18 protein-coding genes are annotated in these 23,233 nt (G+C 60.3%); 7 read left to right on the top strand and 11 right to left on the bottom strand.

Going from position 1 to position 23,233, the window contains the following annotated elements; translation table 11 throughout:
• Positions 1-35: 35 nt before the first annotated feature.
• Both cysS and PLD_RS10950 read right to left on the bottom strand, forming a co-directional pair.
• Positions 36-1,418, bottom strand: a complete 1,383-nt coding sequence (gene cysS / locus PLD_RS10955; RefSeq protein WP_159892514.1) for a cysteine--tRNA ligase — start codon at positions 1,416-1,418, stop codon at positions 36-38.
• Between the two features lie 18 nt (positions 1,419-1,436).
• Complete coding sequence (locus tag PLD_RS10950) at positions 1,437-3,137, bottom strand: glutamine--tRNA ligase/YqeY domain fusion protein (protein ID WP_159892512.1); 1,701 nt, start codon at positions 3,135-3,137, stop codon at positions 1,437-1,439.
• Positions 3,138-3,406: 269 nt separating this feature from the next.
• Here PLD_RS10950 and PLD_RS10945 point away from each other — a divergent pair, with 269 nt between their 5' ends.
• The gene (locus tag PLD_RS10945; protein WP_016965727.1) at positions 3,407-3,910 is read left to right on the top strand and encodes a peptidylprolyl isomerase; all 504 of its coding nucleotides are present in this window, start codon (positions 3,407-3,409) and stop codon (positions 3,908-3,910) included.
• On the top strand, positions 3,907-4,659 hold the full coding sequence (lpxH, locus tag PLD_RS10940; protein WP_159892511.1) for a UDP-2,3-diacylglucosamine diphosphatase: 753 nt from the start codon (positions 3,907-3,909) through the stop codon (positions 4,657-4,659). The genes PLD_RS10945 and lpxH overlap by 4 nt, the downstream gene beginning before the upstream one ends.
• A gap of 140 nt (positions 4,660-4,799) precedes the next feature.
• Here lpxH and PLD_RS10935 read toward each other — a convergent pair whose 3' ends face one another.
• From PLD_RS10935 to PLD_RS10905, 7 genes are all read right to left on the bottom strand, one after another.
• Positions 4,800-6,329 (bottom strand): DHA2 family efflux MFS transporter permease subunit, encoded by a 1,530-nt coding sequence (locus tag PLD_RS10935; RefSeq protein ID WP_159892509.1) that lies wholly within the window; start codon positions 6,327-6,329, stop codon positions 4,800-4,802.
• 67 nt (positions 6,330-6,396) lie between these two features.
• The gene (locus PLD_RS10930) at positions 6,397-7,596 is read right to left on the bottom strand and encodes an efflux RND transporter periplasmic adaptor subunit (RefSeq protein WP_159892507.1); all 1,200 of its coding nucleotides are present in this window, start codon (positions 7,594-7,596) and stop codon (positions 6,397-6,399) included.
• A gap of 15 nt (positions 7,597-7,611) precedes the next feature.
• Positions 7,612-9,081, bottom strand: coding sequence for an efflux transporter outer membrane subunit (locus PLD_RS10925; RefSeq protein ID WP_159892505.1), 1,470 nt, complete (start codon positions 9,079-9,081; stop codon positions 7,612-7,614).
• The gene (locus PLD_RS10920; RefSeq protein ID WP_159892503.1) at positions 9,078-9,551 is read right to left on the bottom strand and encodes a MarR family winged helix-turn-helix transcriptional regulator; all 474 of its coding nucleotides are present in this window, start codon (positions 9,549-9,551) and stop codon (positions 9,078-9,080) included. The genes PLD_RS10925 and PLD_RS10920 overlap by 4 nt, the downstream gene beginning before the upstream one ends.
• A 184-nt stretch (positions 9,552-9,735) precedes the next feature.
• Positions 9,736-13,413, bottom strand: coding sequence for a translocation/assembly module TamB domain-containing protein (locus tag PLD_RS10915; RefSeq protein ID WP_159892501.1), 3,678 nt, complete (start codon positions 13,411-13,413; stop codon positions 9,736-9,738).
• Positions 13,410-15,137 carry an autotransporter assembly complex family protein gene (locus PLD_RS10910; protein ID WP_159892499.1) on the bottom strand — a complete coding sequence of 576 codons (1,728 nt, stop codon included), beginning with the start codon at positions 15,135-15,137 and terminating at the stop codon, positions 13,410-13,412. The genes PLD_RS10915 and PLD_RS10910 overlap by 4 nt, the downstream gene beginning before the upstream one ends.
• Before the next feature lie 86 nt (positions 15,138-15,223).
• The gene (locus PLD_RS10905) at positions 15,224-15,874 is read right to left on the bottom strand and encodes an N-acetyltransferase (protein ID WP_159892497.1); all 651 of its coding nucleotides are present in this window, start codon (positions 15,872-15,874) and stop codon (positions 15,224-15,226) included.
• A gap of 175 nt (positions 15,875-16,049) precedes the next feature.
• Here PLD_RS10905 and xthA point away from each other — a divergent pair, with 175 nt between their 5' ends.
• On the top strand, positions 16,050-16,862 hold the full coding sequence (gene xthA, locus PLD_RS10900) for an exodeoxyribonuclease III (protein ID WP_159892495.1): 813 nt from the start codon (positions 16,050-16,052) through the stop codon (positions 16,860-16,862).
• A gap of 48 nt (positions 16,863-16,910) precedes the next feature.
• Here the strand turns inward: xthA and PLD_RS10895 are convergent, their stop codons facing one another.
• Positions 16,911-17,165: a YegP family protein gene (locus tag PLD_RS10895; RefSeq protein WP_256674588.1), complete on the bottom strand. Its 255-nt coding sequence runs from the start codon at positions 17,163-17,165 to the stop codon at positions 16,911-16,913.
• Positions 17,166-17,536: 371 nt separating this feature from the next.
• Between PLD_RS10895 and PLD_RS10890 the strand changes: the two genes are divergently transcribed.
• Entirely contained in the window at positions 17,537-18,919 is a 1,383-nt protein-coding gene (locus PLD_RS10890) for a substrate-binding domain-containing protein (RefSeq protein ID WP_159892491.1), read from the top strand.
• A gap of 54 nt (positions 18,920-18,973) precedes the next feature.
• On the opposite strand, the gene PLD_RS10885 is transcribed toward PLD_RS10890, so the two are convergent.
• Entirely contained in the window at positions 18,974-20,203 is a 1,230-nt protein-coding gene (locus tag PLD_RS10885) for an acyl-CoA dehydrogenase (RefSeq protein ID WP_159892489.1), read from the bottom strand.
• Positions 20,204-20,384: 181 nt separating this feature from the next.
• On the opposite strand from PLD_RS10885, the gene PLD_RS10880 reads away from it, so the two are divergent.
• The 3 genes from PLD_RS10880 to PLD_RS10870 all read left to right on the top strand — a co-directional run bounded on the left by PLD_RS10880 (position 20,385) and on the right by PLD_RS10870 (position 22,824).
• Entirely contained in the window at positions 20,385-21,320 is a 936-nt protein-coding gene (locus PLD_RS10880; protein WP_159892487.1) for a LysR family transcriptional regulator, read from the top strand.
• 137 nt (positions 21,321-21,457) lie between these two features.
• Positions 21,458-21,862 (top strand): MerR family DNA-binding transcriptional regulator, encoded by a 405-nt coding sequence (locus PLD_RS10875; protein ID WP_159892485.1) that lies wholly within the window; start codon positions 21,458-21,460, stop codon positions 21,860-21,862.
• A gap of 62 nt (positions 21,863-21,924) precedes the next feature.
• Positions 21,925-22,824, top strand: coding sequence for a hydroxymethylglutaryl-CoA lyase (locus PLD_RS10870; RefSeq protein WP_159892483.1), 900 nt, complete (start codon positions 21,925-21,927; stop codon positions 22,822-22,824).
• Positions 22,825-23,233: the final 409 nt, after the last annotated feature.

Genomic DNA, 23,233 nt, shown 5'->3' with positions numbered 1-23,233 from the left:
CACCAGGCGGGTTTCTTGTTGCAGCAAACGCCAGCTTAGTCAGCCAGGCGCCAGGTCGTACCGCCCTTGCCGTCTTCCAGAATCACGCCCATGGCGGTGATCTGATCGCGAATACGGTCGGACTCGGCCCAGTCCTTGTTGGCACGGGCCGCCAGACGGGCCTGGATCAGCGCCTCGACTTGTGCCGCATCGACCCGACCTTCGGCACCGGCCTGCAGGAAGTCGTCGGCTTCCAGTTGCAGCACGCCCAGCACGCAGGCCAGCTCTTTCAGACGCGCTGCCAGACCCGCCGCCGCATCGATATCGCTCTCACGCAGGCGGTTGATCTCACGCACCATCTCGAACAGTACGGCACAAGCTTCCGGAGTACCGAAGTCGTCGTTCATCACCTGGGTGAAACGTTCGACGAAGGCTTCGCCACCGGCCGGAGCGACCTTTGGCAGGCCCTTGAGCGCGTGATAGAAACGCTCCAGCGCGCCCTTGGCGTCCTTGAGGTTGTCTTCCGAGTAGTTGATGGCGCTGCGGTAGTGGCTGGCCACCAGCAGGTAACGCACCACTTCCGGATGGTACTTGTCGAGCACGTCGCGAATGGTGAAGAAGTTGTTCAAGGACTTGGACATCTTCTCGCCATTGATGCGGATCATGCCGCAGTGCATCCAGGCGTTGGCGTAGGTCTTGCCGGTCGCTGCCTCGCTCTGGGCAATCTCGTTCTCGTGGTGCGGGAACTCCAGATCGCTGCCACCGCCATGAATGTCGAAGGTCTCGCCCAGGCAGCAGGTGGACATCACCGAGCACTCGATGTGCCAGCCCGGACGACCGGCGCCCCACGGCGATTCCCAGCTCGGCTCGCCCGGCTTGGCGGCTTTCCACAGAACGAAGTCCAGCGGGTCCTGTTTCGACTCGTCGACTTCGATACGCGCACCGATGCGCAGGTCTTCGATCTTCTTGCGCGACAGCTTGCCGTAGCCCATGAACTTGGCGACACGGTAGTACACGTCGCCATTGCCCGGAGCGTAGGCATAACCCTTGTCGATCAGGGTCTGGATCATCGCGTGCATGCCCGGAATGTGATCCGTAGCGCGCGGCTCCATGTCCGGCTTGCGGATATTCAGCCGCGCCTCGTCCTCGTGCATCGCCGCGATCATGCGCTCGGTCAAGGCCTCGAAGGACTCACCGTTCTCATTGGCACGATTGATGATCTTGTCATCGATATCGGTGATGTTGCGCACGTACGTCAGGTCATACCCGCTGAAGCGCAACCAGCGGGTAATCAGGTCGAAGGCCACCATGCTGCGGCCGTGCCCAAGGTGGCAGTAGTCGTACACGGTCATGCCGCACACGTACATGCGCACCTTGTTGCCATCCAAAGGCTTGAAGACTTCTTTGCTCTTGGTGAGCGTGTTGTAGATCGTTAGCACGTTAGTTCCTTGACTGAATCACTGACCCCAAGAGTCGCGCAGGGTCACGGTACGGTTGAATACCGGAGCACCAGGTTTCGAGTCCTTGATATCGGCGCAGAAGTAACCTTCGCGCTCGAACTGGAAACGGTCTTCCGGCTGTGCGTTGCCCAACGAGGGTTCGGCACGACAACCAGTGAGCACTTGCAGGGAGTCAGGGTTGATGTTGTCCAGGAAACTCGCGCTGTCTTCGGCCTTCTCAGGGTTCGGAGAACGGAACAGTCGATCGTACAGACGCACTTCGCACTCGACGCTGGCGGCCGCCGGCACCCAGTGGACCACGCCTTTGACCTTGCGGCCTTCAGGGTTCTTGCCCAGGGTGTCCGGGTCGTAGGAGCAGCGCAGCTCGACGACATTGCCCTCGGCGTCCTTGATCGCTTCGTCAGCACGGATCACATAGCTGCCACGCAGGCGCACTTCACCGTTAGGCTCCAGGCGCTTGTAGCCCTTCGGCGGCTCTTCCATGAAGTCGTCACGGTCGATGTAGATTTCACGGGCGAACGGCAGCTGGCGCACGCCCAGTTCTTCTTTCTGCGGATGACGCGGCAATTCGAGGTTCTCGACCTGGCCTTCCGGGTAGTTGGTGATCACAACTTTCAACGGACGCAGCACGCACATGGCGCGGGGTGCGTTCTGGTCCAGATCCTGGCGGATGCTGAATTCCAGCATGCCGTAGTCGACCACGCCATCAGAGCGGTTGGTGCCAACCATCTCGCAGAAGTTGCGGATCGACGCCGGCGTGTAGCCACGACGACGGAAGCCCGACAGGGTCGACATGCGCGGGTCGTCCCAGCCATTGACGTGCTGTTCGTCCACCAGTTGCTTGAGCTTACGCTTGCTGGTGATGGTGTAGTTCAGGTTCAGGCGGCTGAACTCATACTGGCGCGGCGTTGCCGGCACCGGCAGGTTCTCCAGGAACCACTCATACAGCGGACGATGGCTTTCGAACTCCAGGGTGCAGATCGAGTGGGTAATGCCTTCGATGGCGTCCGACTGACCGTGGGTGAAGTCGTAGTTGGGGTAGATGCACCACTTGTCACCGGTCTGGTGGTGATGAGCGTGACGGATCCGGTACATGATCGGGTCGCGCAGGTTCATGTTCGGCGAGGCCATGTCGATCTTGGCCCGCAGCACCCGGGCGCCATCGGCGAATTCACCGGCACGCATGCGGGCGAACCAGTCCAGGTTCTCTTCGACCGAGCGCTCGCGGAACGGGCTGTTCTTGCCCGGTTCGGTGAGGCTGCCACGGTATTCCTTGGCCTGTTCAGGAGTCAGGTCGCAGACATACGCCTTGCCCGCCTTGATCAGCTCCACTGCCCAGTCGTGCAGCTGGTCGAAGTACTGCGAGGCATAGCGCACTTCGCCGGACCACTCGAAGCCCAGCCACTTGACGTCGCTTTCAATGGCGTCGATGTATTCCTGGTCTTCCTTGGCCGGGTTGGTGTCGTCGAAACGCAGGTGCGTGACGCCGCCGAACTCCTGGGCCAGACCGAAGTTCACACAGATCGATTTGGCGTGACCAATGTGCAGGTAACCGTTGGGCTCCGGAGGGAAGCGCGTCACGATCTGTGTGTGCTTACCCGAGTCCAGATCCGCCTGGATGATCGGGCGCAGGAAGTTGACCGGTACGGCCGGTCCAGTCTTGGAATTCGAGGTAGGGTCGACAGTGGGCTTGCTCATAGGATCCTTGAACGTACAAGTGCGCGGCCAGATACGGCCTAGTAAATCAAAACGGATATCATAGCCGATGCTGTCAAGTGCCTGACAGAGCACAGCTTTAAAACTGCGGCGATTAATGGCCCTCAAGTGAAAAAACAGCCTCGAAATTCGTGGCTGTCACGCTAAACTGCGCTCCTTGGCCGCAAGACGGCCAAACCGGTGCGGGTTGCATGCGTGCCCCGCCACCCAGGATTTTCTTGAAAACGCTTCTCCTTAAAAGAGTACCGACCATGACCCAAGTCAAACTGACCACCAACCACGGCGAGATCGTTCTGGAACTGAACGCCGAGAAAGCCCCGTTGACCGTGGCCAACTTCGTCGAATACGTGAAAGCCGGTCACTATGAAAACACCGTATTTCACCGCGTCATCGGTAACTTCATGATCCAGGGCGGCGGTTTCGAACCTGGCATGAAAGAAAAGAAAGACAAGCGCCCAAGCATCCAGAACGAAGCGGACAACGGCCTTTCCAACGATAAGTACACCGTCGCCATGGCCCGTACCATGGAGCCGCATTCGGCCTCCGCACAGTTCTTCATCAACGTCGCCGACAACAGCTTCCTCAACCACAGCGGCAAGACTGTGCAGGGCTGGGGCTACGCGGTATTCGGCAAAGTGATCGCCGGCACCGAAGTGGTCGACAAAATCAAAGGCGTGGCCACCACCATGAAGTCCGGCCACCAGGACGTACCCGCAGAAGACGTGATCATCGAGAAAGCCGAGATCATTGAGTGATACTGCTGATTTCAGATTTGCATCTGATTGATACACGCCCGGACATTACCCGGGCGTTTCTGGATTTACTCGGTGGGCGCGCTCGCGCCGCCGAGGCGCTGTACATCCTCGGGGACTTTTTCGAGGTATGGATCGGCGACGATGCCATGACCCCCTACCAACTTTCCATCTGCCAGGCACTGCGGGAACTGAGCGACAGCGGCACGCAGGTCTTCCTCATGCACGGCAATCGCGACTTCATGCTCGGCCAGGCCTTTTGCAAGGCGGCCGGCGCCACCCTGCTCAAGGATCCCAGCGTCGTCGACTTTTACGGCGAACCAGTATTGCTGATGCACGGCGATAGCTTGTGTACCCGCGACGAGGCCTACATGCGCATGCGCCGCTACCTGCGCAACCCGCTGAGCCTGTGGATTTTGCGCCACCTGCCCTTACGCACCCGGCGCAAACTGGCACGCAAGCTGCGCAACGAAAGTCGTGCCCAAACCCGCATGAAGGCCAACGACATTGTCGATGTGACCCCGGACGAAATACCGCGGATCATGCGCGAACATGGAGTCGGCACCCTGGTTCACGGCCATACCCACCGTCCGGCGATTCACAAGTTGCAGATTGGCGAGCAGGCCGCCAAGCGCATTGTGCTGGGGGATTGGGACCGTCAGGGATGGGCATTACAGGTGGACGAGCACGGCTTCCAACTGGCTGCGTTCGATTTCGTGCCTCCCCAGCTGGCGTTGCCCGCCTCGCCTTGAGCGGCGCTTCTTCCGCTGACAAGCCTGCTCCTACAACAAAGCCATTCGCGTAGGAGCCAGGCTTGCCGGCAAAGCGGCCAGCTGGCCTTGCATAGCCCTTGCGGACGCCTTCGCTGGCAAGCCTGCTCCGGCAATGGGCATCAATGCCCCGCCGAAGCCGGGCCGGCCTTCGCGGCAAAGGGGGGCTTGGCCAAACACACCAGCAAAATCAAGCCCATGAAGCCCCAGCCCAGCAAGGTGAAATAGTCCACCGTCGAGAGCATGTACGCCTGACTGGTCAGAACTTGATCCAGTTGCGCGTAAGCCTTGCTGCTCGCCCCACCAAGATTGCTCAGCGCATCCCGGGTCACCGGATCGAAGATGCTCATGCTTTCACTCATGTAGGCATGATGCTGATCGGCACGGCGGATCCAGATCCAGGTGGTCAGCGACGCCGCAAAGCTACCGCCCAGGGTCCGCAGAAAGGTTGCCAGACCCGCGCCATCAGCGATCTGGTGCGGCGGCAAGTCCGACATGAGGATGCTCAGGGTCGGCATGAAGAACAGCGCCACGCCAATCCCCATGAACAACTGCACCAGGGCAATGTGCTGGAAGTCCACCTCATTGGTGAAGCCGGCGCGCATAAAGCAGCTTAAGCCGATGGCCAGGAACGCCAGACCGGCCAGCACGCGCAGGTCGAACGAGTGGGCGTACTTGCCGACAAAGGGTGACATCAGCACCGGCAGAATGCCGATAGGCGCTACCGCCAGACCGGCCCAGGTGGCGGTGTAGCCCATCTGTGTCTGCAGCCACTGCGGCAAAATCAGGTTGATGCCAAAGAACCCCGCGTATCCGCCCACCAGCACAATGGTGCCAATGCGAAAGTTGCGGTGAGCGAACAGCCGCAGATTGACCACCGGATGACGGTCCGTCATTTCCCAGATCACGAACACCGCCAGGGCAATCACCGAGATCAGGGTCCCGATGATGATGAAGTTGGATTCAAACCAGTCCAGGTCGTTGCCCTTGTCGAGGACGATCTGCAAGGCGCCCACGCCGACAATCAGGCTGAGCAAGCCGATGTAATCCATCGGCTGACGACTGGTGACCACCGGACGCGCCTTCAATTGCTGCTGGACCACCCAGGCGGCAAACAGGCCGATAGGCACGTTGATAAAGAAGATCCACGGCCAACTGTAGCTGTCAGTGATCCAACCGCCGAGAATCGGCCCGGCAATCGGTGCCACCACCGTGACCATCGCCAGCAGCGCCAGAGCCATGCCCCTTTTCGCAGGCGGATAGACGGCAATCAGCAAGGTCTGGGTCATCGGGTACAAGGGCCCCGCTACCACCCCTTGCAGCACCCGAAACCCCACCAGCTCGGGCATGGAAGTAGAGATACCACAGAGAAACGAGGCCAGCACGAACAGCAGGGTGGCCCAGATAAACAGCTTCACCTCACCGAAACGCCGGCTCAGCCAGCCAGTCAATGGCAAGGCAATAGCATTGCTCACGGCGAACGAGGTAATCACCCACGTACCCTGCTCCGCACTCACGCCGAGGTTGCCGGAAATCGTCGGCAGCGCCACGTTGGCGATGGTGGTGTCGAGCACCTGCATAAAAGTCGCCAATGACAGACCGATGGTGCTCAACAACAGACTGGGAGGTGTGAAAGACGCGTTATTGCTCATCGCGAATCCTTTAAGACTGGGCTGGCTCCCCAACCTCCAGGGAGGCCGGGGCTAACGGATTGGCGAATCAGCGCTGGGCAGTCTTGCCGATGGTCGCGCTGTTGTCGTGGATCAGCCGAGCGATCAAGGCATCGGCTTCACCCAACTGGCGGTCGTAGACATTGGTGCTGAAGGACGCCTGCTGCGGTGGTTGCTGGGCTAACACCGGTCCGCTCTGGTCCCGCAGATTGACGTTCACCAATGTCGACAACCCTACCCGCAGAGGATGTTTAGCCAGCTCTTCGGCGTTGATGTGGATGCGCACCGGCACCCGCTGCACGATCTTGATCCAGTTGCCGGTGGCGTTCTGTGCGGGCAGCAAGGCGAAGGCGCTGCCGGTACCGGCGCCGAGGCTGTCGATGGTGCCGCTGTACTTCACGTCACTGCCGTAGATATCCGCTTCGATGTCCACCGGCTGGCCAATGCGCATGTCGCGCAATTGGGTTTCCTTGAAGTTGGCATCAATCCACAACTGATCCAGGGGAATCACCGCCATCAGCGCCGTGCCCGGCTGAACCCGCTGTCCCAGTTGGACCGTGCGCTTGGCCACATAACCGGTGACCGGTGCGATCAAAGTGCTGCGGGCATTGGTGAGGTAGGCCTGACGCAGTTGCGCGGCGGCGGCCTGTACATCCGGGTGGTTGGAGACCACCGTATCGTCCACCAAGGCATTGGTGGTGTTGAGCTGTTGCTGAGCGTTGGCCAAGGCGTTGCGCGCCGAGGTCAGATCATCGCGAGCGTGGGACAACTCTTCCTGTGAAATCGCGCCGCTGGCCGCCAGGTTCTTGCGGCGATTGTAGTTTTCCTGGGCTTTCTGCACCTCGGCCTTCTGCGCCGCCACCTGGGCTCGCATGCCATCGACGTTACTGTACAAGCCCCGCACCTGACGCACGGTACGGGCCAGGTTGGCCTCGGCACTTTGCAAGCCGACCTGGGCATCGTTGGGATCGAAGTTGATCAGCACTTGGCCTTCATGCACCAGATCGCCGTCGTCGGCACCGATGCTGACCACGGTGCCGGTGACCAGCGGGGTGATTTCCACCACGTTGCCGTTCACATAAGCATCGTCGGTGCTTTCATTCCAACGCCCATACAGTTCATGCCAGGCGAACACGCCCAAGCAGCCGGCGATGACGATGGCCGTCAGCCCCAGCAGCATGACTTTGCGCTTGCGCGGATGACCGTCTTGCGCGGTATTTTCAGTGGTTTGAGTGTCAGCAGTGGCCATGACAATTACCTCGAATTAGTGAGTCTGCGGAACTGGGCTCGGGTTGGCTGCAGCAAGGCTTTGCGCACCGAAGCCGCCCCCTAAGGCCTGCATCAATTGAATCGACAAGTCGATCTGCCGGGCATTGAACGTGGCCAACTGACGCTGAGCCTGCAGCAGTTGCTGCTCGATGCTCAGCACGTCCAGGTAGTTGCCGATCCCGGAACCGAAACGCTGGACCACGGTGTTGTAGGAATCCTGGGCAATATCGGTGGCATGTTGCTGGGCAACGATCTGCCGGCCGATATCGCGCAACTGCGAGATGCTGTCGCTGACCTCCCCAAGGGCCGTCACCAAGGTCTTGTTGTACTGCGCCACGGCAAGGTCATAGTCAGCGTCCCGGGCGTCCAGGTCCGCACGCAGGCGCCCACCGTCAAAAATCGGCAGTGACACCGTCGGCGCGATGCTGAAAAAGCGGCTGGCGGAGCCGAACATCGCATCGCCCAGCAGCGATTCGGCACCGGCCCGAGCGCTCAGGTTGAGGTTGGGATAGAAACGCGTCTTGCTGGCCTCGATGTGTTTGCTCGCGGCTTCCACTCGCCAGCGGGCGGCCACCAGATCGGGCCGGCGGCCCAGCAACTCGGCAGGCAATGTCGATGGCAGGGCCACGGCGCTGGCTTGCAGGACATTGGGCCGGCTGATGTCGTCAGCCCGATCCGGGCCTTTGCCCAGGAGCACTGCCAAGGCGATCTTGGCACTCTGCAATTGTTTTTCGGCGTCGATCAGGCTGGCCCGAGAACTGGCCTCCAGGCTTTCGGTTTGCTGGTACTGATACTGACTGTCGATGCCAGCGCTCAGACGGCGCTGGCTCAAGTCGAGCATTTGCCGCGTACGCTTGAGGTCCTCATCGGCCAGGTCATAGACGATGTGCGCCCGTCCCAGGTCGCTGTAAGCACGGGCGACATCGGCGGCCAGGGTCAAGCTTGCGGCCTGGCGGTCGACCTCGGCGGCGCGGGCCTGACCCAATGCGGCTTCCCAGGCGGCGCGTTGTCCCCCCCAGAGATCGAAGTTGTAATTGAAGCTGGCGCCGATATTGCGCAGCGTGGAGTAAGCGCCACCCTGACCCGCCGGATCCTGGTCACGGGCCAGACGCGAACGGCTGACGCCAGCGCTGGCATCCAGGGTTGGCATCCGTTCGGCATCTGCAGCATAGGCGGCCGCGCTGGCCTGATGGGCGCGAGCGCTGGCGATTTGCATGTCCGGGCTGTCCCGCAGGGCTTCCTGGATCAGGCCATCAAGCTGACTGTCCCCCAGGCCTTTCCACCAGTCACTCTGCGGCCAGGCCGCTGGCGACAAGGTCACGCCATTGAGCGATTGGCCGGCCGCCAGGCTCTTCGCCTCCAGGCTCACGCCTTGTGTATTAAGGCCGCTATAGTTGGCGCAACCCGCCAGGCTCATGGCCAACGACACCAGGCTGATGCCCGTACGCAAGGTTCTACTGCTCATTTATCACCTACCCGCAGGATGGTGATTGGATCACCGGCTGCCAGCAAAATTTTCTTGAGAATCCGTTCCAGGGTGCTCAGTTCCTCAGGACTGATGGCCCCCGCCAACTCGTTCATTGCATCGGCGCCAACCTGCGGCAACCGACTGGCAATCTTCTGTCCCTCGGGCGTGAGGACCAGTTGCACCTGACGCCGATCCCCTTCCGAACGTTTGCGAGCGAGGAAACCTTTCTGCTCCAGGCGATCGAGCATGCGGGTCATCGACCCACTGTCCAGGGACAGATAACGGCACAACTCGGCTGGGGTATCGACACCGAACTGGGCCATGATGATCAGCACCTTGAACTGCGCCGCAGTGATGCCGTGGGGTTCCATGTGGGTGTCGATGATCCGGTCCTTGAGCAAGGCGGCGCGCCCCAGCAGCAGGCCGAGATGGCAATTGTGAAAGTCGTCGGGTTCGAAATGTTTCATCTGACCACCAATTAGCTGCCTAGGCAGAGAGTGTGTGTCGAGATATTACTGCCTAGGCAGCCAATGTCAACGCAATAATTAGCATGCTCTTCAATTGCGTGATAAACGGCGCAGCGCGCCGGCATAAAACCGGTGCGCGGTGATGAGAGGAAAATGAAGCGAACGCCCCGAGACGGGGCGGGGCTCAGAAGTCGCGCTTGTAGAAGATGTCCAGGGAGCTGGCAAAACCGCTGGCAGCCTCCAGATAGACCTTCTTGCTCAGCTTGTAGCGCAGCGCGATGGTGCTGGCCGGCTCGAACACACCCACACCGTAGCGCAGGCTCAGCCGCTCGGAAATGTTACCGCTGGCCACCACGCTGGTGGCGTTGCCGCTGCCTTGGGTATCGAGTTGGAAGTCCTGGATCCCCAGGTTCTTGGCAATATCGCCGGTGAGTTCGGAGCTGCCCATCAACCCCAATCCCAGTGCCGCCTGCGCCAGCATGTTGTTGTCTTCACCGGTGGAACCCAGGGGCCGCCCCAGCACCAGATAAGACAAGGCCTGCTCTTGGCTCATGGCCGGCTCGGAGAAAATCTGCGTCGTCGGCTGCTCGGCGCTGCCGCTCAAGCGAATGCCGGCGGTCACGTCGTCGGTCTTGCGCACCGCTTCGATGTCCAGATAAGGCTGGTCGATGGGGCCGGCAAACAGCAGCCGCGCACGCCGCACCGTCAGGCGCTGACCGTAGGCACGGTAACGACCGTCGTTGAGCCACAGTTCGCCGCGCGTATCCATGTTGTCGCCAATGTGCACATGGCCCTGCAAGTTGGCCGTGAGACCAAATCCGGCGAAACTCAGCTTATCCCGCCCCACTTCCACGTCGACGTCCATCGCCATGACCATGGGCTTTTTACCCTCATCGGTCTGCTGACCGACAATCACCACATCATCGGACACCTTGACCGTCGACGGCGGCAGCTCGCGCACAGTGATCTGACCTTTAGGGATCAGCACCTTGCCGGCGATCGCCAGCTTGTCGTCGTGCAGTGAGATGTTCAGATCCGGAGCCACTTCCAGCTCCGCATAAGGCTCGACGGTGACCGGCAGTTGCGTGCCTTTGAGGGTCAGGTCGACACTCAGCGCACGCCCCCAGTCGATGCTGCCGTCAAGGCTACCCTGCCCGGCCTTGCCACTTCTCCACCCCCCGTTGAGCTGCACACTTTCACCGACGATCTGCGCCGTCAGTTGCAGGTCCTCAAGACTGGTGGGCAGCTCGGAACCGGACACCTGTCCGTCGACCAACTGCACGTTACCGTTGACCTGAGGCGCCAACAGCCCGCCGGACAAGCGGCCGCTGCCGTTCAAGGTGCCGTTGAGTTTCTCAACCATAGGCACGAACGGCCTCGCCACGGACAAATCAAGGCCCCTCAGGCGGAAATCACCGGACAGGGGTTTGCTTTTCGGCAACGGATTGATCTGCGCCTGAACCATCAGCTCCCCCAGCTTGCCGCCATCGAACTGCAACTGCGTGTCGATGCGCCGCGGTGTGAGGCTGGTATTGAGTTTCAGCGCCTGATAAGGGAAATCCAGCCACTGCCCCTTGTCCTTGACCAGCAGCGTGCCACCGCTGGCGTCCAGCATGACCTGCCCCTTGGGACCACTGGCCGGCAGATCCAGTTGCACATCGGCATTGAGCACGCCTTTCCAGGCGAAATCCTTGGGCAGCCATTGGGCCAGGCTGTCGAGAGGAAACTGCTTGAGCTGATAACGCAGCTTCGGATCGGGCATCAGCCGCTGGTCGTCTGCACACAAGCTGGCGTCGCCGCTGGCCCAGCAGTGGGCGCCGAAATTGACCGCGCCGTTGGCCAGGCGCTCCAACCTGGCCGGATTCTGCAACGCCCAGTTCTGGCCGCCGGTCTGCACCTCGCCACTGGCCAGACGTCCACGCCAGCTACCCTTGTCCAACGTGCCATCGAGCCCCAGCGCCAACGTCAACAACGGCCCTTGCAGATCCAACTGCAGCTTCTGTTGCTGGACGTCGCCCCGACCGGCCACGGTCAACGTCCCGAGTTGCGTATCGCCCATCTGAATCCCGCTGCCCTTAAGGTCAAGCTGGGCCTTTTGCGCACCGTCAAGGCGAGCATCCAGCTTGAGGCTCTGCAGTCGGTTATCGGCAAAAGCCAATTGCTGCCCGGCAAGATCGAGGCTTCCGGAAGGCGACTCGAGCGTACCCGCCAAGTCCACCCGACCATTGAGTTGGCCACGCAACTGCGGCCAAAGCTGGCCCAGGCGCGGTAACTTGATGTCCAACTGGCCGGCGATTTGCTGCTGCAAGCTGGCGGAACCAGTGATTCGGTTGTCCCCCAGGCGGAACTGCAACCCGCTCAGGTGCCATTGCTCACCTGCGCCATCGGCCTTGGCCTGCAACACCGCAGGCTGCCCTCGCAGACGCCCCTTGAGATCGAGGTTGGCGGTGAGCTTGAGCTGTTCATTGTTCATTTCCCCCTGGCTGCGCAGGGGACCGGCCAGGGTGCCAGGCAATTCCGCCAGCCAATAGGCCGGGTTGACCGCCGACAGTTCAAGGGCCGTATCCCAGGCCAGCCCATCGGCAAATTGCAGGTTCAAGTGCCCCAGGGCTTTACCTTGTCCAGCCGTGAGTTGCAGCTGCGGCAAAAAGATCTTCGTCAAGTCGCCACTGAAGGGGCTGCTCAGGCTGAAGGCGCCGGCCGGACCGTCGAGGTCGCCCTTGAAGTTACCCAGATAGCTGCCGTCGCGGTACGCCACTTCTGCGTTGAAACTGCGCAACGCCACCGCCGGTTCTTCAATCAATGGATAGAGGCGATGCCAGGGAAAATCCAGCCAGGCAAGCTTGGCCTCGGCGGAAAAACCGTCACTCCAGTCCAACTGCCCAGTGAGCTTGAGGCTCTGCGTGTCATCGGCCTGCAGATCCAGGGCGGCAATCCGCGCGCCCTTGGCATCGACCTTACCCCGCAACAGCAACGCCACAGGCCCCTGCTCCGCTGGCAAGCGGGCCTTGCCGTTGAGCTGATAACCGCTTTGCAGGTCGCCCTTGGCGGTCAGCTCCAACTGATCCAGTTGCAAGGTGTCCGGCAAGTCGGCGCTGACCTTGAAGCCATCGGCGGTGATACGCACCTGCGCTGGCAGATCCTCCACCAGAGGTTGCAGTTGACCGCTCAACCGTCCTTGCAGATAACCACTGCTGTCGGCGTTGAGTCTCAAGGTGTTGAGCAGGTCGCCTTCGACCTTCAGCGCCAGCGACCAGGGACCACCGCCAGGCGCCGGCAAGCCCAGGTTGCCCTCAGCCGTCAGCGGCCAGTCAGCACTGGGGTGCAACAATCCGGACAGTTCCAGATTCAGGTCGTCGCGCTGCACGCGCAGCGAGTCGATCCGCAAGCCTTGGTCGGTCCAGTGCGCCGCCAGTTGCAAGCCCTTGAGCTGTTCGCTGCCATTGAACAGCAAGCGACCGACCTGCACCTGTCCCAGCTCGATGGCCAGCGGCAAGCGCAATTCCGGCAGGCTGACGGGAGCCGACTGTTGTGCGGTATCGACACTGGGAGGAAATTGCAGGCTGACCCGGTCGGCCTGTAATTGCTCGACACACAGGGTCATGCGTAACAGGCAGGCGGGGGACCAGGCAAACTGCACCCCGCTGAGTTCGACCCGGCTGCCGTCCTGTTGCCACAGCAACTGATCGGCGCGCCACTGACCGCCCAGACGTCCCTCGAAACGCTCTAGCGTCAGCCCCGGCACCCAGCCCAAGGCCCAGCGGCTGCCCGCCTGGCTACCCAGTAACGTAGCCAGGACCAGAAGGCCCGGCAGCACCAGCGCAAGGAGCGCCAACAGCGCTATTTTCAAGCCGCGCTTCAAAGCTCCGGCCCCATGGAAAAGTGCAAACGAATACCACCGTCATCATTCATGGCGTGGGCCAGGTCGACCCGGATCGGACCCACTGGCGAGACCCAACGCACGCCCACACCGACCCCGGTCTTGAGGTTCGGCAGTTCCAGTTTGTTGAAGGAATTACCCTGGTCGACGAAGGTCGCGATCCGCCATTTCTCGGCGACGGAGTACTGATACTCAACACTACCGGCCACCATGTAGCGACCACCAATGCGATCACCTTCGGTGTTTTCCGGCGACAGGCTCTGATAGTCATAACCGCGAACGCTCTGATCACCGCCCGCGAAGAAACGCAAAGAAGGCGGAACCGATTGATAGCCGTTGGTAGCGCTGCCACCGAACTGCACACGACCGAGAAAGCGATGCTTGTCCCAGACCGTGGTCAGGCCCTTGAGCAGCACGGTGCCGTACAACAGATTGGTGTCGGAACCCAAACCTTCCTTGGCCAGCTTGGTATCGAACTGAATGCGATAACCGTTGTGTGGGTCGATTCGATTGTCACTACGCAAGTAGGAATAAGTCAGGCCGGGCATCAGCAAATTACTCAAACCCGAGTCATCCCCGAGCCGATATTCCTCCCGCTGGTACTTCAACGAGAGGACCCGTTGCCAGCCACTGGGCAACTTGCTGTGCCACTCGGGACCAATGGTGAGCAATTTACTCAAGGTGTCAGTGCCGGCAATCTCTTCATTCTGGTAGCCACCGGCAAATCGCAGCTTGTCGGTCAAGGGCGGGTCCAAAGGAATGTCGTACCACAGACCGACGTTCTGCCGTGGCGCCGAGACTTCCGCCTCCCAGCCGTAGCTGTGGCCCTGGGGGTTAACCCAGTGCCGGGTCCAGTTGGCCTTGACTCTGGGGCCAACGTCAGTGGAATAACCCAAGCCCAGGCCCATGGTCCGAGGCTTGCGAGTTTTCAGTTGGACCGCCACCGGGATCACATCGTGTTCCGCGGCGCTGGGTGCAGCGTCCACCCGCACGCCATCAAAATAACCACTCGATTGCAGAGCCTGATTGAGTTCGGCGATCAATTCGGAATCGTAGGCAGCACCGGTCTTGAACGGCACCATGCGCCGCAGCAAGTCTTCATCGAACAGCGAATCGCCGCTGAAGCTGACCTGACCCAGGGCATAACGCGGGCCGCTGTCATAGACCAGTTCGATGTCCGCGACCCCGGCCAGGGGGTCCACCAACAGTTGCTGGCGAGTGAACCGCCCACTGAAAAAGCCGTAGCGCGACGCTTGGTTCTGGATCAGACGCTTGGCATCTTCATAGTGGCCATGATTGAGCACCGCGCCAGGTTTCAGTTGGAGGCTGTCGGGGGTTCGAAAAGACTTGAGGGCCGCGGCCGGGCCTTCAACACGGATGGTCACGCTACGCAAATGCACTGGCTCGCCGGGATCAATACGCAACAACAACCGTGGCTTTTCGCCACCGCGTACTTCGCTTTCGATATGCGGTTGGTAATACCCCAAAGCCTGAGCGGCTTTCTTGGCCTGCTCCTCAGCGCCCCGACTGAACCGCAGCAGGGCTTCTTCATCGCGATCGCCTACACCGCCAATGTAACCTTCCACGTTGGCCTTCAGCTCGGCATTGGCGGGCTTTACTCTGACATCCAATTCGCTCTGCGCCAGCGCCGCACAGCTTGTGAGCAACAGCAAAAAACCGCTGGTAAATTTTCCGGAAAACTTCATAGGCGCGGATGCTATCACGAGCGTGGGAGAGTGATAGAGCGCTCAATTACAAGGAAAGGTCTACAGAGCTCAAGGAAAGTTCTATATCAGACTGTTGCGCTTTGTAAGCGCTGCGGATTTGGGTGAAAAAATACGTGCTCGCGGACAGTTCCTACCGCGATTTCACCAATCTCTTCGTAGCCCTGACGCTTATAAAACGCCAGGTAACGCGGGTTACCGGTGTCCAACACCACGCCTTGAGAATGCTCATCCACGGCGCACCAGTTGTGTACGGCCGCCAACAATTGCTCACCCAAATGCAGCCCCTGAAACTCCGGATGTACCCCCAGCAGCGGCAACACATGAACCGCGTCGTTGGGCAGGCACGCCTGCACCGCCTGCTGATAGTCCAGGTAGCGCCGGGTGCAACCAAAGCCGGTGCTCAACACCATGCGCAAGCGCCACGCCCAACTTTCGGTGATCCCCAGGCGGCGCTGGGGCGGTGCGATCAAGGCAATGCCGATCAACCGGTCGTTGACCAGCAAACCAATGGCCGGCAGGCCCTGAAGAAAATGTTGCTTCACCAGCTCGCGCACCGTAGCCCTCACTCGCTGCTCATAACCGGCGCGCTCGGCTTCAAAAATGAAAGCGAACGTCGGTTCATGGCGATACGCCTGGTACAACAACGACCGCGCTTCGCGGGAATAACCGCTGTCGAGCATGTGAATATCGGCAATGGCGTTGGCAGTATCAGGCATGGCGGTCACTCTCCCGTGGACCCGGCTCAAACGGCCGCGCTCTTGTAACTACGAACCTTGCGCGGCGCTGATCGTTCCCGCGCCCAAGGACATTAGCAGCGCATCTGCAGCGCCGCCACGCTGGCCGCCCCGGACGTTGTCAGCTAGCATCGCGGTTTTGCCAGGACCGCCGACCATGAAGATCGTCTCGTTCAATATCAACGGGCTGCGCGCCCGCCCCCATCAGTTGGCGGCGCTGATCGACAAACACCAACCAGACGTCATCGGCCTGCAGGAAACCAAGGTCGCCGACGAGCAGTTTCCTCTCGCCGACATCCAGGCTCTGGGTTATCACGTGCATTACCATGGCCAGAAGGGCCATTACGGTGTCGCCTTGCTCTCGCGCCAGGCACCACTGGTCTTGCATAAAGGCTTTGAGGACGATGAAGAAGACGCCCAAAGGCGTTTTATCTGGGGCACCTTCGCCGACGCCAACGGCACACCAGTCACCATCATGAACGGCTACTTTCCCCAAGGCGAAAGTCGCGACCACCCCACCAAGTTTCCGGCCAAGGCACGTTTTTACAACGATCTGCAGCAGTTGCTGGAAAGCCGCTTCAGCAATGAGCAGCCACTGGTGGTGATGGGTGATGTGAATATTTCCCCAGAAGACTGCGACATCGGCATCGGTGCCGAGAACGCCAAGCGCTGGCTGAAAACCGGCAAGTGCAGCTTCCTGCCGGAAGAACGCGAATGGATGGCACGCCTGAAGAACTGGGGCCTGGTGGACAGCTTCCGGCACCTGAACCCAGAGGTGAACGATCGCTTCAGTTGGTTTGACTACCGCAGTCGCGGCTTCGAGGATGAACCCAAGCGCGGCCTGCGCATCGACCTGATCATGGCCTCTCAAGGCTTGCTGCCGCGGGTCAAGGACGCCGGTGTCGACTACGAACTGCGTGGCATGGAAAAACCTTCGGATCATGCGCCGATCTGGCTCGAACTGAGCTGATCGACAGGCACAAAAAAGCCCATCATCAGATGGGCTTTCTACTATCGCTTACAGCTGGACGACTTCGACTCGCTCGGTGGTACCTGCCGCAGCGATGGCACTGATGGCGTTGTCGAGGGTCGCTTCCGAGTCATACAGATGACTGACCAGAATCACTTCCTTGCCGGCCTTGAGTTTGAAAAAAGGCTTGCCGCCGGACGAAATTTTCTTGACGTAACGCTCGGTGGAAGCGCAGTGTGCGCGGAACAGTCCGAGAGCCGCCTCGGCACTGTCCCGGCAGGGGAATCGGTCGCTTTGAAGCATGGTCTGCGCCTCCTTTGTCTTCAGCAAGAATCTGCATGCACCACTGCCATACTGCTTCAGCTCGAACCAGGCACTCATTTGTAACTCCTTTGCATACTACGAAATAGCAGCACAACACTGCCGAGGCATCCGCGGGGGGATGACGCGTTGGCAGTCGCCCCATTCCCCGCCAGACAAAGTTGCCCACTCTACGCATCGTCCGAAGACCGGTCTTTAGGACAAATCCTAAAAAAACTAGAGAAAACAGCTATTTATGCTGTAAGACTTCTGCCATTTGTGGCCAGAAAGCACTGCCCGTCACATGCCTGTCACCTCCCTGACTTAATCTCGCTGGCACTTTCCCCTCCTCTATATAGAAGGCCAGTGCCGCCATGCCCCGCGCTTCAACTGTCAGTGAACGAGATATCTGGTGCCGGACCATCAGCCTGTTTCTGATCGGCTTCGTTTGCTACGCACTGCCTTGGTCGGCGTTCGCCGCCTTGCCGCTGACTGCACAGAACAGCGCCGTGTTGCGCATCCAGGGCTCCAACACCATCGGCGCCCGACTCGGCCCGGCGCTGGCCAAAGGCCTGATGGAGCAGCAGGGATTGCGCGATGTCAGGATCCAGGACAGCACCAAAGACAATGAACAGCGAATCGTGGGACAGACCGCCCAAGGCCGGGCGGTCTGGATCGACGTTGCCGCCCACGGTTCAAGCACCGGTTTTTCAGCCCTGGAACAAGCCACTGCCGACCTGGCCGCCGCCTCACGGCCGATCAAGGACAGCGAACTGGTGGAACTGGAAAACCTTGGAGACCTGAAGAGCCCAGGCGCCGAGCAGGTGATCGCCATCGATGGCCTGGCAATCATCTTGCACCCGCACAATCCACTGAACCGACTCAACACCGAACAACTGGCCCGACTATTCAGCGGTGAGATCAAGACCTGGGAAGAACTGGGAGGCGTGGGCGGAGCGGTACATCTATATGCCCGGGATGATCAATCCGGCACCTACGACACCTTTAAGGAGCTGGTGCTCAGCCGTCGCGGGAAGGCCCTGAGCCCCCTCGCCCAGCGCTTTGAGTCCAGCGAGCAGTTGTCCGACGCAGTGAGCCATGACCCTCAGGGAGTCGGCTTTATCGGCCTGCCTTACGTGCGTCAGGCCAAAGCCGTGGCCATCGTCGACGGCGACTCACAACCCATGTTGCCGCTCAACAGCCTGATCGCCACCGAGGACTACCCGCTGTCGCGGCGCCTGTACCTGTACCTGCCACCCAACGGGCAAAATCCCTGGGCCAAAGCCTTGGTCAACTTCGCCCAAAGCGCCCAGGGTCAGTCCATCGTGGCGGCCAACGGCTTTGTCGCTCAGACCGTGCAAGCCATGCACGTGTCGCCCAACCCGCAGATGCCCGAGGCCTATCAAGCACTGAGCCGAGAAGCCCAACGCCTGACGGTGAATTTCCGCTTCGAGGAAGGCAGCGCCAATCTGGACAGCAAGGCTCGCCAGGACCTGAACCGGGTACTGGCTTACGTTCGCCAGCACGGCAAAATGAACCGCCAAGTCACCCTGGCAGGTTTTGGCGATGCCAAGAGTGACAGCGCGCGCGCCGCACTGCTGTCCAAGCTGCGGGCCATGGCCGTACGGCGCGAGCTGGTGAAAAGCGGCGTGGTATTTCGCGAGATTCGCGGTTTCGGCGCACAACTGCCGGTGGCCGCCAATAGTGCCGACGAGGGCCGGATCAAGAACCGTCGGGTGGAAGTCTGGGTGTACTGAACGCACGCCGCCGGCCTGCCACACACATGGCCTGGCAAGCCAGCGGCGCGCCCATCAATGCCCGCTACGCAGCATCTGCTTGGGCACATATTTACCGATTTCGTACTTGCCGATTGCCGCCCGGTGCACTTCGTCCGGGCCGTCCGCCAGGCGCAAGGTGCGCTGCATGGCGTACATGTAGGCCAATGGGAAGTCATTGGACACTCCCGCCCCACCGTGTATCTGGATCGCCCGGTCGATCACTCGCAAGGCCACGTTCGGTGCCACCACCTTGATCTGGGCAATCTCGCTTTTCGCCACCTTGTTACCTACGGTGTCCATCATGTAAGCGGCCTTGAGAGTCAGCAGCCGCGCCATGTCGATCTCCATCCGCGAGTCGGCGATCTTGTCGATGTTGCCGCCCAGGCGGGCTAATGGCTTACCGAACGCCGTGCGGTTCACCGAGCGCTTACACATCAGTTCCAGCGCCCGCTCGGCCATGCCAATGGAGCGCATGCAGTGGTGGATCCGCCCCGGACCAAGGCGGCCCTGGGCTATTTCGAAACCACGGCCTTCACCCAGCAGCACATGTTCATAAGGCACGCGGACGTTCTCGAACAACACCTCGGCGTGACCGTGAGGCGCATCGTCGTAGCCGAACACCGGCAGCGGACGGACGATCTTCACCCCGGGGGTATCCACCGGCACCAGGATCATCGAATGCTGCTGGTGACGGGGCGCATCCGGGTTGCTCAGCCCCATGAAGATCAGAATCTTGCAACGCGGATCACAAGCACCCGAGGTCCACCACTTCTTGCCATTGATCACCCATTCATCACCATCACGCACCGCCCGGGCGGCCATGTTAGTGGCGTCGGACGAGGCCACGTCCGGCTCGGTCATGGCAAAGGCGGAACGAATCTCGCCACGCAGCAACGGCTGCAGCCAGCGCTGCTTCTGTTCTTCGTTGGCATAACGCACCAGCACTTCCATGTTGCCGGTGTCCGGCGCCGAGCAGTTGAATGGCTCAGGCCCCAGCAACGAACGGCCCATGATCTCGGCCAGCGGCGCATATTCAAGGTTGGTCAGGCCAGCCCCCAGCTCCGACTCCGGAAGAAACAGATTCCACAGCCCCTCAGCCTTGGCCTTGAGTTTGAGCGCATCCATGATCGCGGTCGGCTGCCAGCGATCGCCTTCGGCGACCTGACGCTCGAAGACCGCTTCAGCCGGATATACATAGGCATCCATGAACGCGGTAACACGCTCACGCAGTTCCTGAACCTTGGGGGAATAGGCGAAATCCATGGGCAGCTCTACCTTTGTGAAGAACAGGTGTTAGGGGACTGAAATCGATGCTAGATCAGCTACGAAAATTTACCTAGTCTATTCTCGGCATGTATTAACATTCATCACCGATATATGATCGGCTGATTTCGCAGGCATCCACGCCCCCTACCGGCCCTAACAATAAATAGAGTGCAGCGCCATGAATCTGAGCAAGGTCGACCTCAATCTCTTCATCGTTTTCGACGCGATCTACACCGAAGCCAATCTGACCCGTGCCGGACAAATCGTTGGCATCACCCAGCCAGCGGTGTCCAACGCCCTGGCGCGTCTGCGCGAGACCTTCAACGATCCGCTGTTCGTCAGGACCGCCCAGGGCATGGTGCCCACCCCCATGGCGCAGAACATCATCGGCCCGGTACGCAATGCGCTGTCCCTGCTACGGGTTTCAGTACAGGAAAGTCGGATTTTCAACCCTCTGCAAGCAGTCAAGACCTACCGCATCAGCATGACCGACCTGACCGAAGCCGTGATCCTGCCGCCGTTGTTCCAGCGCCTGCGACGCCTGGCGCCGGCGGTGATCATCGAGAGCTTCCTCTCCAAACGCCGGGAAACCACCAAGGAACTGGCGGCCGGGCGCCTGGATTTTGCCGTGGACGCCCCCCTCAACACCGACCCACAGGTACGCCATGTCAGGCTCATGGAGGACCGTTACGTGTGCGCCATGCGCAAGGGCCATCCGCTGGCGGGCAAGGAAAAGTTCACCCTGGACGACTACCTGTCCCTGACCCACATCCACATTTCCAGTCGCCGCAGCGGCCTGGGTCACGTTGACCTGGCACTGGGCAAGATGGGCATCCAGCGCAAGATCGCCTTGCGTTCTCAGCACTACCTGATGGCTTCGCAAGTGCTGCAACAGACCGACATGGTGATGACCGTGCCTGAACGCTTTGCCCGGCGCCACGACCTGCACGCCTTCAATCTGCCGGTCAACGATGTTCCGCCCGTGGAAACCCACCTCTATTGGCATGAAAGCACTGACCAGGACCCGGCCAACCGCTGGATGCGCGAACAAATGATCGAGTTGTGCCAGCAGGTTGCCGCCCACGAAAAAAAGCTCGACCAAAAAGCGGTTTGACCGCTGTTCGCCAGCAGGCGCCTTCTGCCCGCGCACAGCAGGAAACAGCTTGCTGGCGAAAGCGCCCTCTGCAGATTGCTTGACGTATACGTAAACCTGCCTTTAGCTTAGCGCCAAGTCCCACCTTGAGCGCCTCCATGAGCAGCCAGACCTACAGCATCTCCGACCTCGCCCGCGAGCTCGACATCACCACCCGAGCCATCCGTTTCTACGAAGAACAGGGACTGCTGGCGCCCGAGCGACGCGGTCAGGAGCGCATTTACTCTCCCCGCGACAAAGTCAGCCTCAAACTGATCCTGCGGGGCAAGCGCATTGGTTTTTCCCTGGCCGAGTGCCGCGAACTGATCGAACTCTATGACCCCACCAGTGGCAACTTGAAACAGTTGCACAGCATGCTGGCGAAAATCGCCGAGCGCCGTGAGCAACTTGAGCAGCAACTGCTGGATATCGAACAGATGAAACTGGAACTGGACACCGCCGAAGAGCGTTGCACCCAGGCGCTGGAGCAAACCATCCAGAATCAGAAAAACGCCGCCCGATAACCGTTGACAACCCCGCACAGCCAGCGCGGGCATCCGCCATCATTTCTACAAGGTGAACCTCAATGTCACTCCCCCGCCATGTACGCCTGATCGAAGTCGGCCCGCGCGACGGTCTGCAAAACGAAGCCCAGCCCATCAGCGTCGACGACAAGGTGCAGTTGGTGGATGCCTTGAGCGCCGCCGGCCTGGGCTATATAGAAGTCGGCAGTTTCGTCTCGCCCAAATGGGTGCCACAGATGGCCGGCTCGGCCGAAGTCTTCGCCCGTATCCAGCGCACGCCGGATGTGGTCTACGGCGCGCTGGCGCCCAACCTGCGGGGCTTTGAAGACGCACTGGCTGCCGGGGTCAAGGAGGTCGCGGTATTTGCTGCCGCGTCAGAGTCGTTCTCCCAGCGCAACATCAACTGCTCCATCAGCGAAAGCCTGGAACGCTTCGCACCGATCATGGACGCCGCCAAACAGCACGGCGTCAGCGTGCGTGGGTATGTGTCCTGCGTGCTGGGCTGTCCCTACGAAGGCGAAGTGGCTCCGGAACAAGTGGCACTGGTGGCTCGGGAGTTGTACGCCATGGGCTGCTACGAAGTGTCCCTGGGCGACACCATTGGCACCGGCACTGCTGGCGCCACCCGCAAGATGTTCGAGGTAGTCGGCACCCATGTGCCCAGGGAAAAACTCGCCGGACACTTCCACGACACCTACGGCCAGGCCCTGGCCAACGTCTACGCCAGCCTGCTGGAGGGCATCGCGGTGTTCGACAGTTCGATCGCCGGACTCGGTGGCTGCCCCTATGCCAAAGGTGCCAGCGGCAATGTCGCCACCGAGGACGTGTTGTACCTGCTCAATGGTCTGGGTATCCACACAGGTATCGACATGGAGCGCCTGATCGAGGCCGGACGGCAGATCTGCACTGTGCTGGGTCGTCCAACCGGCTCCCGCGTAGCCAGGGCGCGTAACGCGAGTTAAGCCAATGTGCGGCCGGGTGTTACCGGCCACCCTGATCGGTGGCAAGAACGAGTAACACGGGAACAGTTTGCTGATGCTCTCCACTCACAGGCGTCACTACAAAAACACCAAGTCATTGATTTTAAAGAACTTTATAAAGTTGGCACGGCTTCTGCTATCTCTATGGCATAACAAGAATAAAAAGCGGCAAACCTAATAAAAATAAGACGTAACGACTCTGGCATAACAAAAACAACACGGCAGAGACGCAGCTAACAGATTTTTTTGGAGAAGGCGTGATGTGCAGGAGGGCTTGCAAAAGCCATCTACCACCGGTCAGAGAATAATAAAACTACCCTGAGGTAGCTCCCGAACTGGTTGGATCGCCCTGGCGACACATTAAGTCAGCGCTCAAAAAAATACGTTTGCT

This window comes from Pseudomonas sp. LD120, assembly GCF_009861525.1.
Lineage (GTDB): Bacteria > Pseudomonadota > Gammaproteobacteria > Pseudomonadales > Pseudomonadaceae > Aquipseudomonas.
The sequence above is the reverse complement of the archived record's forward strand: the minus strand, read 5'-3'. Positions and strand labels throughout refer to the sequence as shown.

What these genes read in the sequence shown, in the direction of transcription:
- PLD_RS10885 (WP_159892489.1), bottom strand. Translation starts at nt 20,203, where the DNA reads ATGGATTTCGCCTATTCCCCCAAGGTTCAGGAACTGCGTGAGCGTGTT.
- PLD_RS10895 (WP_256674588.1), bottom strand. Translation starts at nt 17,165, where the DNA reads ATGCTTCAAAGCGACCGATTCCCCTGCCGGGACAGTGCCGAGGCGGCT.
- PLD_RS10945 (WP_016965727.1), top strand. Translation starts at nt 3,407, where the DNA reads ATGACCCAAGTCAAACTGACCACCAACCACGGCGAGATCGTTCTGGAA.
- PLD_RS10905 (WP_159892497.1), bottom strand. Translation starts at nt 15,874, where the DNA reads ATGCCTGATACTGCCAACGCCATTGCCGATATTCACATGCTCGACAGC.
- PLD_RS10880 (WP_159892487.1), top strand. Translation starts at nt 20,385, where the DNA reads ATGAATCTGAGCAAGGTCGACCTCAATCTCTTCATCGTTTTCGACGCG.
- PLD_RS10910 (WP_159892499.1), bottom strand. Translation starts at nt 15,137, where the DNA reads ATGAAGTTTTCCGGAAAATTTACCAGCGGTTTTTTGCTGTTGCTCACA.
- PLD_RS10920 (WP_159892503.1), bottom strand. Translation starts at nt 9,551, where the DNA reads ATGAAACATTTCGAACCCGACGACTTTCACAATTGCCATCTCGGCCTG.
- PLD_RS10890 (WP_159892491.1), top strand. Translation starts at nt 17,537, where the DNA reads ATGCCCCGCGCTTCAACTGTCAGTGAACGAGATATCTGGTGCCGGACC.
- xthA (WP_159892495.1), top strand. Translation starts at nt 16,050, where the DNA reads ATGAAGATCGTCTCGTTCAATATCAACGGGCTGCGCGCCCGCCCCCAT.
- PLD_RS10875 (WP_159892485.1), top strand. Translation starts at nt 21,458, where the DNA reads ATGAGCAGCCAGACCTACAGCATCTCCGACCTCGCCCGCGAGCTCGAC.
- PLD_RS10950 (WP_159892512.1), bottom strand. Translation starts at nt 3,137, where the DNA reads ATGAGCAAGCCCACTGTCGACCCTACCTCGAATTCCAAGACTGGACCG.
- PLD_RS10930 (WP_159892507.1), bottom strand. Translation starts at nt 7,596, where the DNA reads ATGGCCACTGCTGACACTCAAACCACTGAAAATACCGCGCAAGACGGT.
- PLD_RS10870 (WP_159892483.1), top strand. Translation starts at nt 21,925, where the DNA reads ATGTCACTCCCCCGCCATGTACGCCTGATCGAAGTCGGCCCGCGCGAC.
- PLD_RS10935 (WP_159892509.1), bottom strand. Translation starts at nt 6,329, where the DNA reads ATGAGCAATAACGCGTCTTTCACACCTCCCAGTCTGTTGTTGAGCACC.
- PLD_RS10925 (WP_159892505.1), bottom strand. Translation starts at nt 9,081, where the DNA reads ATGAGCAGTAGAACCTTGCGTACGGGCATCAGCCTGGTGTCGTTGGCC.